Source organism: Streptomyces sp. NBC_00076 (assembly GCF_045041235.1).
Lineage (GTDB): Bacteria > Actinomycetota > Actinomycetes > Streptomycetales > Streptomycetaceae > Streptomyces.
On sequence record NZ_CP108242.1, the window covers coordinates 4,557,753 to 4,570,307 of the forward strand.

The 12,555-nt window shown below is 67.8% G+C and carries 15 protein-coding genes and 1 tRNA gene; 8 read left to right on the top strand and 8 right to left on the bottom strand.

Translation table 11 applies throughout. The features are described 5' to 3' along the window. The first annotated feature begins 209 nt into the window (after positions 1 to 209). Positions 210 to 1,922 (top strand): IclR family transcriptional regulator C-terminal domain-containing protein, encoded by a 1,713-nt coding sequence (locus tag OHA64_RS20545; RefSeq protein ID WP_405615078.1) that lies wholly within the window; start codon positions 210 to 212, stop codon positions 1,920 to 1,922. Between the two features lie 22 nt (positions 1,923 to 1,944). Here OHA64_RS20545 and OHA64_RS20550 read toward each other — a convergent pair whose 3' ends face one another. Beyond that, positions 1,945 to 2,556: an NADPH-dependent FMN reductase gene (locus OHA64_RS20550; protein WP_405615080.1), complete on the bottom strand. Its 612-nt coding sequence runs from the start codon at positions 2,554 to 2,556 to the stop codon at positions 1,945 to 1,947. 153 nt (positions 2,557 to 2,709) lie between these two features. On the opposite strand from OHA64_RS20550, the gene OHA64_RS20555 reads away from it, so the two are divergent. Beyond that, positions 2,710 to 2,782: transfer RNA gene (locus tag OHA64_RS20555), tRNA-Arg, on the top strand. Between the two features lie 113 nt (positions 2,783 to 2,895). Further along, on the top strand, positions 2,896 to 3,240 hold the full coding sequence (locus tag OHA64_RS20560) for a hypothetical protein (protein ID WP_405615082.1): 345 nt from the start codon (positions 2,896 to 2,898) through the stop codon (positions 3,238 to 3,240). A 97-nt stretch (positions 3,241 to 3,337) separates the two neighbouring features. On the opposite strand, the gene OHA64_RS20565 is transcribed toward OHA64_RS20560, so the two are convergent. Both OHA64_RS20565 and OHA64_RS20570 read right to left on the bottom strand, forming a co-directional pair. Next, a complete protein-coding gene (locus OHA64_RS20565; RefSeq protein WP_405615084.1) occupies positions 3,338 to 3,688 on the bottom strand; it encodes a tyrosine-type recombinase/integrase in 351 nt (116 codons plus the stop codon). A 168-nt stretch (positions 3,689 to 3,856) separates the two neighbouring features. After that, positions 3,857 to 4,561: a hypothetical protein gene (locus OHA64_RS20570; protein WP_405615086.1), complete on the bottom strand. Its 705-nt coding sequence runs from the start codon at positions 4,559 to 4,561 to the stop codon at positions 3,857 to 3,859. On the opposite strand from OHA64_RS20570, the gene OHA64_RS20575 reads away from it, so the two are divergent. The 5 genes from OHA64_RS20575 (at position 4,555) to OHA64_RS20595 (ending at position 7,940) form a co-directional block, all read left to right on the top strand. Then, positions 4,555 to 4,713: a hypothetical protein gene (locus tag OHA64_RS20575; protein ID WP_405615088.1), complete on the top strand. Its 159-nt coding sequence runs from the start codon at positions 4,555 to 4,557 to the stop codon at positions 4,711 to 4,713. The two genes, OHA64_RS20570 and OHA64_RS20575, sit on opposite strands and share 7 nt — an antisense overlap. Before the next feature lie 426 nt (positions 4,714 to 5,139). Next, positions 5,140 to 5,796 carry a hypothetical protein gene (locus OHA64_RS20580; protein ID WP_405615090.1) on the top strand — a complete coding sequence of 219 codons (657 nt, stop codon included), beginning with the start codon at positions 5,140 to 5,142 and terminating at the stop codon, positions 5,794 to 5,796. Between the two features lie 145 nt (positions 5,797 to 5,941). After that, a complete protein-coding gene (locus OHA64_RS20585; RefSeq protein WP_405615092.1) occupies positions 5,942 to 6,478 on the top strand; it encodes an SdpA family antimicrobial peptide system protein in 537 nt (178 codons plus the stop codon). After that, positions 6,475 to 7,458 (top strand): sporulation-delaying protein SdpB family protein, encoded by a 984-nt coding sequence (locus OHA64_RS20590; RefSeq protein WP_405615095.1) that lies wholly within the window; start codon positions 6,475 to 6,477, stop codon positions 7,456 to 7,458. The genes OHA64_RS20585 and OHA64_RS20590 overlap by 4 nt, the downstream gene beginning before the upstream one ends. After that, positions 7,455 to 7,940: a hypothetical protein gene (locus tag OHA64_RS20595; protein ID WP_405615097.1), complete on the top strand. Its 486-nt coding sequence runs from the start codon at positions 7,455 to 7,457 to the stop codon at positions 7,938 to 7,940. Before OHA64_RS20590 ends, OHA64_RS20595 begins: the two co-directional genes overlap by 4 nt. Positions 7,941 to 7,990: 50 nt before the next feature. Here the strand turns inward: OHA64_RS20595 and OHA64_RS20600 are convergent, their stop codons facing one another. The 5 genes from OHA64_RS20600 to OHA64_RS20620 all read right to left on the bottom strand — a co-directional run bounded on the left by OHA64_RS20600 (position 7,991) and on the right by OHA64_RS20620 (position 12,550). Continuing rightward, the gene (locus OHA64_RS20600) at positions 7,991 to 8,500 is read right to left on the bottom strand and encodes a hypothetical protein (RefSeq protein ID WP_405615099.1); all 510 of its coding nucleotides are present in this window, start codon (positions 8,498 to 8,500) and stop codon (positions 7,991 to 7,993) included. Next, positions 8,497 to 8,844: a GntR family transcriptional regulator gene (locus OHA64_RS20605; protein ID WP_405615101.1), complete on the bottom strand. Its 348-nt coding sequence runs from the start codon at positions 8,842 to 8,844 to the stop codon at positions 8,497 to 8,499. Before OHA64_RS20605 ends, OHA64_RS20600 begins: the two co-directional genes overlap by 4 nt. A 216-nt stretch (positions 8,845 to 9,060) precedes the next feature. Next, positions 9,061 to 9,213 carry a hypothetical protein gene (locus OHA64_RS20610; RefSeq protein ID WP_405615104.1) on the bottom strand — a complete coding sequence of 51 codons (153 nt, stop codon included), beginning with the start codon at positions 9,211 to 9,213 and terminating at the stop codon, positions 9,061 to 9,063. A gap of 761 nt (positions 9,214 to 9,974) precedes the next feature. Further along, positions 9,975 to 10,289, bottom strand: a complete 315-nt coding sequence (locus OHA64_RS20615) for a hypothetical protein (RefSeq protein WP_405615106.1) — start codon at positions 10,287 to 10,289, stop codon at positions 9,975 to 9,977. Positions 10,290 to 10,516: 227 nt separating this feature from the next. Continuing rightward, the gene (locus OHA64_RS20620) at positions 10,517 to 12,550 is read right to left on the bottom strand and encodes a CocE/NonD family hydrolase (RefSeq protein WP_405624036.1); all 2,034 of its coding nucleotides are present in this window, start codon (positions 12,548 to 12,550) and stop codon (positions 10,517 to 10,519) included. Between the last annotated feature and the right edge of the window lie 5 nt (positions 12,551 to 12,555).

A 12,555-nucleotide genomic window follows, 5' to 3' on the forward strand; every position in this document is an offset into this window, starting at 1 on the left:
TTGAGCTCTGAGGGGCGGCTCCGGGGACCGCGGGTGGCGAGGCCGCCCGAGCCGACGGCGCCGGGAATCACGGGACCGCGGATGACGTGGCTGCCGAGCGAACGGCACGGGGAATGACCGGCTAGCGACCGGCTGCTGGTGACCCGCCCTTGTGCACGGAGGCCCTCGGATTACCGTAGGCCTGCCGCGACCGCCGTACCGGAGAGCCGATGCCCGCTGAGACACCTGCCGAGTCCCCCGTCGAGACGCCTTTGAACTTGCACGCGAAGACCTCGCGGGAGGTCACATCGGACGGCACCTCCGGCATCCCCAGCACCCCGGTACCGGCCGAGGCGGTCGCGCCGCTGATCCGGGGCATCGGCCTGCTGCGGCAACTCACCGAGGCCGGGGGGACGTTGAGCCTGAGTGGGCTCGAACGTGCCACCGGTCTCGCCCGCTCCACGGTGGACCGGATCACCTCCACCCTCGCGCGCATGGAGTACGTCCGTCTGGACGGCCGGGACGTGGCCCTCGCCCCACGCCTCATGGAACTGGGCAACGCCTACCTGGCCGCCCTGCGCCTGCCCGCCCTCCTGAACGCCCGCGCGGACGCGCTCGCCGATGAACTGGACGAGTCGGTGTCGCTCGCGGTCGGCGACCGCGACGGAATCCGCTTCATCCACCAGGCCACCCGTCGCCGCGCCATGTCCCTGAGCTTCCGCATCGGCGACCTGCTCCCGGCCGAACGCACCGCCCCCGGCCCGCTGTTCGCGTCGGAGTGGGACACGGAGGAGTGGCAGGCGTGGCGGGCACGCCGGGCGGCGGACCCGGAGGACCGGGGCTTCCCGGCCGTACCGCCGCGCGCACACACCTCGCCGGACGACGACTTCGAACGACGTGCGGCCCGTACCCGGCAGGACGGCTGGGCGTTGGACGACCAGCTGATCGAACCCGGACTGGTCGCGGTCTCGGTACCCGTACGGGATCCCGGTACAGGCCGGATCGCCTGCGTGGCGAGCGTGGTGAGCCACACGAGCCGACACTCGGCGACCCACCTCCACGACACCCTGCTCCCAAGGCTGCGTACGGCGGTGGCTGAGATGGAGGGCGTACTGCGGAGGGCAGGGACGACCTCCACTTCGGCGTCGGCTTCCACTACGGCCTCGGGCTCGGCGTCGGCGTCGGCGTCGGCCCAACTCCTCCGGGAGTCGAAGCAGGAACTGGGCCGGGGGTTCATCGAGTCGCTGGCTCGCGGACTGACCGTACTGACGGCGTTCGGCGAGGACAGGCCGGCGCTGACCCTGACGGAGGTCGCGAAGGCGACCGGCCTGGCGCGCGCGACCGCACGCAGGGCGCTGATCACGTACGAACACCTGGGACTGGTGACCGCGGGCCCGCACCGCGCGTTCGCCCTCACCCCCCGGGTCCTGTCCCTCGGCTTCCCACCCCTCTCCCGCACCTCACTCCCCCGCATCGCGGCCCCTCACCTGGCGGACCTGGCCTCCCGGCTCCACGAATCCACGTCGCTGGCGGTCCTGTCCCCGACGGGGGAGGAGATCCAGTACACGGCCCGGGCAGCCGCGCAACGCGTGATGAGCGTGGACATCACGGTCGGCACGCGACTGCCGGCGACGGCGACGTCACTGGGCCAGGTGCTGCTGGCGGAGCGGGGGGCGGCGCCTTCCGGGGTGCTGAAGACCGTCCGCCGACAGGGTTACGCCCTCCTCGACGAGGAGTGGGAGGAGGGCCTGCGATCGATCGCGGTACCGGTCCACGACCGCACGGGAACAGTGGTCGCCGCCGCCAACGTGGCCCTGCACGCGGCCCGCCGCACGCCGGAGGAATGCGTCCAGGACATCCTTCCCGAGCTGAGAGCGACGGCGGCGCGGATCGAAGGGGAGCTGGCGGTGGCGGGAAGGTTCATGCGGGTGGCGTTGCACTGAGGGGAGATGGCTGGTTGTGGGCTCACCCCACGTAGGGCCGGGCGGCCCGCCCCTCCCGCAGGGTGAGCCCCCACCAGGCGAGCTGATCCAGCAACACGGTGGCGGCCTTCCCCGCCCCGTCCTCGTCAAGCGGCCGCCCGCGGTCGTCGAACTTCTCCCAGGCCATGTGGAAGCTGACGGTGTCCCGGAGGGTTACGGCATGCAACTCGGCGAAGACCTGCCGCAGTTGCTCCACGGCACGATGACCACCGGCCATCCCCCCGTACGAAACGAACCCGACCGGCTTGGCCCGCCACTCGCTGTACACGTAGTCGATGGCCAGCTTCAGGGACGCCGGGTACCCGTGGTTGTACTCGGGCGTGACGACCACGAGCCCGTCGAGCCCCTCGATACGCCGAGCAAGCCTCGGTACGTCACCGGGGCGATGGTCGGGACGATCACCGGACTGCTCGAAACTCAGCTTGAGTTCGTCGACGAGGGCGGGCTCGGCCAGATCGATCACATGGATCTCCATGTCCTGCCGCCCCCCGGCCTCGGCAACAAACCAGTCGGCAACCTTGTCGGCAAACCGCCCGGCCCGAACACTGCCGATGAGGACGCCGATCTTGAGCGGATGTGCGCTGTGTGTTGACATGCGAGGACCATAAAAACTCAACCAAACTTGAGGTCAACCCTCCCCCTCCCCGCCCCCTCGGGCGCGCCCCACCCACCCCCACCCACCCCTTCCGAACAGCCCTCACCCGCTACACTGACGCAGTACGCCACCACCACGGCGCCACACCACCCTGCCTTCGTAGCTCAGGGGATAGAGCACCGCTCTCCTAAAGCGGGTGTCGCAGGTTCGAATCCTGCCGGGGGCACAGAGAAACACCTGGTCAGAGGCCCTTCCGTCCGTCAGACGGGAGGGCCTCTGTGCCTGCAGCACATATATGGCACACATGCTGTGGGTGCGGACGGTGGGGAGCTGTGCAGGATGCCCGTCGAGGATGAGCTGGCCCGGCGCCGGTACGTGAAGCTGGTCGACCGCCTTGAGTCCCTGATGCTGGCCGCACTCAGGCCCGAGTACCAGGGCTACTACGGGCAGCTGATCCTGAACAGCGACGATCTTGCGGAGATGGGCGAGCTCAAGGACGTCCGGCGCGCCGCTCGGGAGGCGGGGCGTCGTCTCGGCTGGAAGACGACCACTCATCTCGTCGGCGGCCGGCTCTTCGTGCTCGACGAGCGGGAGGTGCCCGAGGAGATCGAGCGGCTGGCCGGGGACGCGGCCGCTGCTGCGATTGACCGAGGTCGGCAGGAAGGCCGCCGGCCGCGGGACTGACCTGATCCGAGGGAATCGCAAAGGGCCGCCCTCACCGCAACAGTGCGGTGAGGGCGGCCCTTTCGGTTACAGCTCCCCGGCACGGATCAGGCACACATCACGCGACGTCTTCCTCCAAGGCGGCAACCGCCTCGGCCGCCTCGCGAGTCTTCCGCTCAGCCTTCTCCAGCTTGGCCTTTGCCTTGGCCAACTGCTTGGCCCGGCGCTTGTGCATCTTCTTCGAGACCTCATCCAGACGGTCCGGGAAAAGGTGCCCGTACGTGTCCAGGGTCAGCGTCGCGGACTTGTGGCCCAGCATCGTCTGGACGACGTTGACGTCTGCCCCGCTGGCGATGGCGAGTGAGGCTGCCGTGTGCCTCAGCTTGTGCGGGGTGACCTTGAGGTGCCCCAGCCCGGCCTTCACGACCGCCGGCGCGAAGAATCGCTGGCGGAAGTTGCAAGTCGTCATCCCTCCGCCCCTGGACGTGGGGCGTCAGCTCGTCGGCCAGGAACCGCGGGATCAGTACGGACCGGCGCTCGTGGTTCTTAGGGGTGTCGAGGCAGAGCTTGCCGTTGTCCTCGGCGTACGCCTCCACGATGTGAGCCCGGCAGGCGTCCAGGTCGACGCGGCCCACTCTCAGCGCGGACGCCTCGCCCCAGCGCACGCCGGTGTAGGCCAGCAGCAAGATGAACACCCGGTAGGCGCCTGACGCGTCGGCCAGAGCGTCGACCTGCATGTCGTCGAGGTACACGTGGTCCGCCGGCATCGCCTTCGGCAGGGGCACGCCGACAGCCGGGTTGACCGCCAGACGACGAGCCTTGACCGCGTAGCCCAGAACGCGACTGAGGACGACGTACGCCTTGCGGACAGCAGATCCGCGAGCCACTCCGCGATGTCCTCGAAGTGGATGCGGTCCAGCGGGGTGGTGCCCCACTTGGGGATCACGTGGACGTCGAGAACACCGCGGTAGCGAGCCCTGGTTGAGCGCTTGAGATGAAGCTGCTCTGCCAGCCAGGACTCCGCCACCTCTGCGAACTTCACGCGGGCGGCGGCCGGGTCACGGTAGGAGCCGTCGTTGAGACGGGACTCCATCCTCGTCCGCTCGGCCTCGGCGTCGACCTTGCGGGTGAAGGTCTTCATCTTCGGCTTGCCGTCGGGGTCGTACCAGCGCACGCGGTAGCGCCCCGGCGGCGTACGCCCCGCCCTTTTGGCATCCGCCACGGCCCGTACGTACGCCGCGTGCCCTATCCGGTCCTCAATCCAGACCCGTGCCAACCAGCACCCCCTCTGGTCATCACCAGACGCCGACGGGAGCGGCAGGAGCAGGGCCGCGGGTGCCATGTGCTGAGACCAAGACCGGTCGGCCGCAGACAACGCGTCGTCAGCTGACAGACCACCATCTGCCCGTGACCACCGCCTTCGCGATCCTCTTCGCCGTCGTCGAACGTCACGCCGCCCGCGCCTGCGAGGCCCTGGACGACTACCTCCGATGAGCTGGTCCAGTCGTCTGATCAGCCAATGCCTGTCAGAGCGCGCAAACTTGGGCCCGGTCAAGTTGGCTCAGCCCGTCCAAGCCTTCTCGTGCAGCTACTCTCCGCAACGGGATCTTTTCGAGTGATCCACATCACTAAAGCCACGGCAAAGCTTCGGTTGGATTGCAATAAATTACGGACTCGCCTGATTGAAGCCGATCTCACCGAAAGTTCGCCCGCCGGGGAGAGGGTAACCCAAACTTCGCATAGTGGGTGATCACTGAAGGTGCCGCTCCGTTTTCCTGTGACGGTCCCAAGAATGGACGCCGTTAGCATGCTCATGACCATTCGACTCATCGCAGTAAGCACTCGTGCCCAGTCTTGACCACGACCAGGGTATGAGTGGCCCGTGGTGGGCCTCAACGTGCTACAGGGGAAGGTAATTCGTTGAGATCCAAGGCCAAATTAACCGCTGCCGCAGTGGCGCTCTGTCTCTCGATCGGCGGTGCCACCACTGCCTACGCGGTGGGTGGTACGTCCCATGATGTTGCGGCGCCGCATATCGCAGTCGTCAAGTCCGTCGGATCCACAGCAGACGGACGGGCGCTGTTCCGGGGAATCTTCTTCGGCCAGGGGACGGTTGCCCAGGCGCTCGCAAAGGACAGTGACCTCTTCTCCAAGATCGGAGAGGTGTACAAGCAGAACAACGGCGCCACGGCGATGAAGGCCGGCGACGCACTGCTGGATGCGCTGGCCAAGAAGAATCCGGGCTACTTCCAGAGGTTCTCCACCGAAGTCCATTCCGGGTCGCCTGCCCGGGTCCAGGCTGCACTCCTGCGGGCCCCGAAGGACCTCAAAGCCATCGGCGTCGGCGCCAAGGATGCGGACGCCGGGCCCACATGTGTGACCATCGCGGTCGCCGCTGCGGGTGTGCACATCGTCGCCGCGCTGACCGCCGCGGTCGTCGCCGTCGCAGAGGCCGCTGTCGCGGGCGCCAACATCGTGATCGGGACCAACTGGTTCTGGTCGGCGTCCAAGGCCGGTTCGACACTCACCCAGGAAGAAGCCGTCGCGAAGGTGACCACCCTCCTGCACGCGGCCTGAATTCCATCGGCGGGGCGGGTCCCGCGGACCCGCCCCGCCCCCACTTCCTGGTTTCCGTCTCGGAGTTCGACCTGTCATGCCATTGGGAAATAAGTTCGAAATAGAACGCGAGCCGACCAGCCCGCGTCAAACTGAGATTCCTCGTGTGAGGATTATTGTCGTCGGCGCGGTCGTAGCGGTGCTCGGGATCATCGGGATCCACAGCCAGCTGCCCCGGAATGCGCTCGAACTCCCCGGCGAATCCAGCGGATTTCGCGAAAACATCGGGTACATATTTCCGCAAGGCTGGGCGTTCTTCACGAAATCCCCTAGAGACCCTACGATCGAGATGTTCAAGATTGACGCCCAGGGGAATCCTGAGAAATTGTCACTCACGCCGCATTCCGCCCCCCATAACTTCTTCGGGCTCGGCCGGAAGTCCCGGGCTCAAGGACCCGAGTACGCGCTGCTTGTCGAATCCGTCCCCTATTCCACGTGGGCGGCGTGCGGAACGGAGCTCAAGTCCTGCCTCGCGCCGAAGCTCCCCGCGCACGAAGTGGTCGACCGGACTCCGTCCCCGACATTCTGCGGAGACGTTTATGCCGTCTCCTGGAAGCCGCAGCCCTGGGCCTGGCGTGACATCACCACTCAAGATCACGTGCCCGAGCGCGTGCTGCACCTGAAAGTGAAATGCGAGTCATGATGAGAAGCCTCGCTGCCTCCGTGCGTGTGCCACTGGCTTGGGGGACCTGCTACGGCCTGGCCCGCACCCTCATCGCTCTCGGGACGGCCGGCACCCTTGCCTTCAGCAGCTCGGACAGCCTGTTCGGGCTCGTGTCCAACAGGCCCAAGGCTCCCTACTGCGCGGGGATCCAGCGCTTCGATGCGTTCTGTGTCACGTCGTCCAGTCACCTGGACGGTGTGCGATGGGCCTGCGTCGCGGCACTCCTGGTGGTGGCCTCCGGCTGGCGGCCCCGATGGACCTGCATCCCTCACTGGTACGTGGCTGCCAGTTTCTACACCAGCAGCTCGATCCCCGACGGAGGCGACCAGGTCGCCTCGATCCTGACCCTGCTGCTCGTCCCGGTCGCTCTGGGCGACCCACGACGCTGGCACTGGCAGCGGCTCTCCCCACCGGCCGGCGAGGCCCCCTCGGAGCTCCGCCGGTGGGCCATCGTGGGTGCCGCCTGCTTCACCTTCGCCATCCAACTCCAGGTGGCCGGCATCTACTTCCAGTCGAGCATCGCCAAGCTCAGCCACCAGGAGTGGGCCGATGGCACGGCGATGTACTACTGGGCCTCCGACCCCTCCTTCGGTGCCTCCAGCTGGCTGGCCCCGGTCTTCAGGGTTCTGACGGACTGGGGCCCTACGGTGACGTTCCTGACGTGGGCACCTATTGCGCTGGAGTTCGCCCTTTCGATCAGCCTCCTGATGTCCCGGCGGGCAAGACTCATCCTGCTCGTCGGAGGGTTCACCCTGCACCTGATGATCGGTCTCCTCATGGGATTGTGGAGTTTCGTCCTCGTGATGTGGGGTGCTCTGCTGATCTTGTGCAATCCCATCGGTGCATCACTGCCGTGGCGGATTTCACGCCTGAAGGCGTCGCCGGCCGAGGAGAACGGCGCGGCCGACAAGGGCGCGATGGACACGGGCGATGAACGATCCACAGAGGTGACAGTATGAGCGAGGCGAACCGGAGGCGAGGGGTGGCCTTTTCGGAGCGGCGCCGAAACCCGCGGTCTGTCGACGTGGTCCTGTCGTCCGCGATGGTGGTCTGTATTGTCGGCGCGCCGTTCTTGTGGCCGCTGTCGGTGGAGGTCGTTCCCCGCGTACTGATCGTCGTGTGTCTGGTCGTGGTGCCCGCACTCATCCTCTCATTCCACAGCAGGGTGACCGTGGACGACGAGTGCGTACGTCTGTCGTTGGTGCCCGTGTGGCGCAGGACCATCGCAAGGTCGGACATCGTCGAAGTACGCCAACGCGCCATCCTCGCCCGCGACATGGGCGGGCTTGGTCTTCGGCGAACGAGTGATGGCGCGATCGGCCTTGTCATGCGGGGGAAGGATGCAGTCGAGGTCACCTTGAGGGACGGGAAGCGTTACGTCCTGGGTACCGACCGCCCCGGAGACCTGCTGGCCGTGCTGACTCCGGCAGCATCGGCATGACGGGCCGCTGGGGCGGTTGGCTCTGCGGGGCGGCTTCCGCAGCCGATCGGTCAGCCGCGTGTCAGGAAGCGGTTGACGAAAGCCGCTCCCGTTCCTGCGTCCCTGCAACTCACCGCCAGTCGCTTGCCGTTGCGCAGGTCGAGGACCAGGCATTCCCCGCCGCATACCATGACGACAGTCGTGCCTCGTTTCACCCGGTACCCCCAGCCTCCTACGGACGCGGGGGATATCTGCTCCACGGCAGCGCTGGCGATGTCGGCATAGTCCACGACTTTCGCGGGCCAGCCCCAGCGGCCCAGACCCACGCGAACGCCGGCCTGTCCTGCGATGACCCGGACAGAGCTGAGGGTCGCCACGATGCCGGGCAGGATCAGCAGGGCAAGGATCCCAGGTCCCGCGCTGTCCCAGCGCCAGACAATCAAGGCTGTCACGAGTACCAGGCTGAAGCCGGGCAGCCACCAGTTGCGGGCGCCGCTGATCCATGCGGTCCGGCTGGAGGGCTGCCCGGCGATGCCGCCGCCTCGCTGCCCGGTGGCCGCACCGTCCCCCCGTTCGTTCACGTCAACTCCTCAATCATTCGGGCGAGTTCTTGCCGCTGGTATCCACATCGCTGGCCAACATCCACCGCGCGACGGAGCAGTTCCATGAGTTCCACCTCCTGAGGGAGGGTGCCCTTGACGGTGACCCCGCGTCCGCGGCGGAACTCCAGGAGCCCTTCATCCCTGAGGGCCCGCAAGGCCCGCAGCACCGTGTTCGCGTTGATCCCCAACGCTTCGGCCAGTTCTTTTGCCGAGGGCAGCCGGTCTCCGCGTGACAGCTCACCCCGGCGTACGGCCCCGCGAATCCCGGCGGCCACCTGTTCATGCAGGGGTCGCGCGTCTGACGTATCGACCTGAAGCAACATGATGCTAATGACAATAGCTTCATTGCCTCAGTGTGAGTAGTACTGGCTGAGATCCTGTGGCCGCCGATCGCGCTGACCGTGCTCCGGCCTGATCAGCGGATCGCCAACTTGACGGCGGAGACTGGCATCCGCGGGTTCGGACGGCTCCTCCCCCGTCAGGGGCGCCTACAGCGTCATGTATCCGCTCTGACCGCCAGCAGGAGTGGCGTTGCCGCTCTACCGCTCGGCGGTACCGTCCTCGTCGTCAATCTCGTAGATCCGCCCTTGAAGCAGTTCACCAGCCCAGTCCAGCCCGACACCCTGGTCAAACCAGTGCCGATCCTTGCGGACTTCGGGCAATGAGAGGTTCACCGCCGCCCAGGAGAACACCCCCGGGAGGATGGAACGCCCGCGCTGCACTACGCGCACGGACGGCGCCGACGTCTCGCTGCCGTCACTCGCTGGTTCCCCCGAGCGACTCATGATGTCCTCGTCGAGCAGCTTTCACCGGCACGCATTCAGCACACACGGGGACGGGAAGCACCGTGAACACGTGAGAACTATGGAGAAGCCTTTCCCTGGCCAGACACACCGATGCCCACATATTCGCAGGTCACAGCCTCACCCGGCGAAAACTCCTAAAGCGGGTGTCGCAGGTTCGAATCCTGCCGGGGGCACAACGCATTACCGCTCTGACCTGGGGTTTCTACTCCCGGGAGGGCGCCTAGTCGGCCTCGGCCCCCTCGTCCGGGGCCGTTTGCGTGAGCGAGGGGTTCTGCTCGGCTGTAGCGGGTCTCTGCGCGCAGGTCTGGCCGTCCGACCTCTTTCCGGTTCAGGCCAGGCCGAACTTCTCGGCGTGTACCTGTCGAACGGAGACCGTCTCGTGGGCGGCAAACACGGCCCTGGTCATGGCGGGCGGGCCGCAGACGTACACGTCGCGTTCGGTGATGTCGGGGACAGGGTGGTGCAGGCTGAACGGCGGGCGCCGTGCTCGCCCGTCCGCCCGGTGAGCAGGTGGAGTCCACCCCGCAGCGCGACCATGTGGTGCAGCACGACAACGTCGCCGGTCGCCGCCTCTCAGGGGAAACAGCAGCGCCAGGCAGCACCCGGCAAGGATTCGATCCCACTCCTGAAGCGGGTGTCCCGCCCGCTTACCGAGTCCACATCCGCTGGAATTCTTCGGCCGGGATGGTCTCCAGCGGGTCCCCTTCAGGGTCGATCGCTTGGTCTGTGAGGAAACCGTGCTCGTCCTCCAGGTGCTCCCAACTGTATTGGCGGAGTTGGCCGGCCGGAGTCAGCTCGGCTTGCTTGATGGCGATCAACTCGCCGCGGTCGGGTACGGCCTCGAAGTACCACGAGGCGCCCTCCTCATCAGTGCCGCGGAAGTGGTGCCGCAGAGTGGCGTTCTCATCAAGTGCTCGGAAGTACGCCACGGTCTCTGCTTTGATGCGCTCCAGGTCAACCACAGGGCCATCGTGTCAGCGAGCGAGCGCAGGTTGCTCCGTTGCGACATCTACGAGTGACATCAGCGGCACCGGACGCCAACACTCGTAGGCGGTCAGGCCTGGCCGGCGTGGCCGCATGCCCCCCGGCTGGCTGAGCAGTGATCGAACTCCTGAAGCCGGTGCCGCAGGTTCCAATCCTGCCGGGGCACAGAGGTCCCTGCGGCAGCCCGGGGCGGCACGCCGGCCGGCTACGTGAGCGCGTCCGCTCCTCCTTCCAGCCACACTCGCAGGTGGGACGGGCGCCCTGCATCCAGGTGCACGGTGTTCGTGGCCACAGCGGTGCGGCGGGCGGCTGCCTCCGGTTCGCCGGTGTTGGTGTTGACGTCGAAGCGGGGGAAGTTGCTGGAGGAGACGTCGAGCCGGATGCGGTGGCCTGCGGCGAACGTGTTCGCCGTGTCGGGGGCGGTGACCTCGATCTCGTACACCTCGCCCGGAACGAGCAACTCCGGCCTCTCGTAGGAACGGTGGAAGCGGCAGCGGACGATGCCGTCGGTGAGGTTCATGGCGAAACCGTGCGGATAGTCGGCGTTCGGCGGGTGGACGTCGATCAGTTTGATGGTGAAGTCCGTGTCCGGGGCCGTCGTCGAGATGTAGAGCTTTGCCGAGACCGGGCCGGCCAGCACCACGTCCCGCTCCAGTGGCGGGGTGCTCAGGCTGATCACGTCCGGGCGGGAGTCCAGCGGAAGGTACGGTTCGCGCGCCCCGTACACCCGGGCGTCCGGGGCGTTCTGGTCGTAGGCCCCGCCCGTCATCACCGGCTCGCCCGAGGTGACTTGGCCTCCCATGGTGGGCACCGGGTGGCGCGGGTCGAAGTCGTAGGTCACCGACGCGGCGGCAACGGTGGGCGGGGCGGTGGTGAGGGCTCCGTCGGTGGTGAGGTACAAGGCGACGGGAGCCGTGGACGCCGGCGGCCACCGGGTGTCGGTGTGCCATGCGCCGCCGTGCCGCATCCGCCCCGCCGTATCCCGTCGGCCGTCACCGCCGCCCATCAGGAAGTACTGGACGGCGGGGAGGTCGCCGAACTCCGCGCCGTTCTCCTCGCCGCCCTCCGCGCCGCCCTCCGCGCCGCCCTCCGCGCCGTTCTCCTCGCCGCCGGCACGCCCCACGCCGGCGTTCTCCGGATTCGCCCCGTCGCCCTCGTCCTCCCGACGCAGCGCCCGGTCGAACCAGCGGCGGCGGAACTCCAGGTACGACGGGGCGAGGTTGCCGTCCAGTGTCGCCCGCGGGCCGAAGTCCACGTCTCCGGCGTACGTCTCGCAGCGGTGCCCGTGCGTCCACGGGCCCATGACCAGGTAGGAGGGTGCCGACTTCAGCTCCCGCAGGGCGGTGAAGTTCTCGATGGTGGAGCGGACGTACGGGTCGTACCAGCTGCCCATGTGCAGGCTAGGCGCGTCCGGGAAGCGCTCGTAGAAGCCTCGCCCGTAGATCGCCGGGTTGCGGTAGTAGTCCCCGAAGGTGTCCTGCCGCCACTGCTCCAGCAGGAAGTCCTCGTACGTCGACAGGTGCCGCAGTGGCGTGCAGCCCGGCCGCCACGGCATCGCACCGAACCAGCCCGTCAGGTCCACGCGCCGCAGTTCCTCGGCCAGGACCGGATCCGCCGCGGCCTCCGGGCTCTGCACCGCATGCCGCAGTGCCCAGGTCACCTGCTTCAGCTCGAAGGCGCCGCCCATCCGCATCCCCGCGTCGTACGCGGAGGAGAAACCGCCCGAGTCCTGGAACATGGCGGCCAGCCCCGTCGTTCCCTCGGCCGCCGCGGCTGCCTGGACGTGGGCGGAATAGGACACCCCCGTCATCACGACCCTGCCGTCACACCACGGCTGGTTCCTGAGCCAGGCGATCGTGTCCGCCCCGTCCGGGCCTTCGCCGAGGTACTTCACGAACGTCCCCTCGGAGTCGCCACGTCCCCGGCAGTCCTGGCGTACGACGTGGTAGCGGGCGTCGGTGAAGTGCCGGGCGATGTCCTCGGGCTGCGGGACCGGCGCGTCGCTGCGGTCCTGGTCCGAACCGCGCTGCGCGCGCCGACCGTACGGGGTGCGCTCGAGGAGCACGGGTAGCGCGGGAAGCGCGGTCGCCTCCGGCTCGGGTGAGGTGGAGTACAGGTCGGCGGCGAGATGGATGCCGTCCCGCACGGGGATGCGCAGGGTACGGCGCCACAGGGCACCGCCCTGGAGGGGCTCGGGCCTCTGGAGGGGTTCGGGTCCCTGGAGTGGGCCGGGCCCCAGGACGG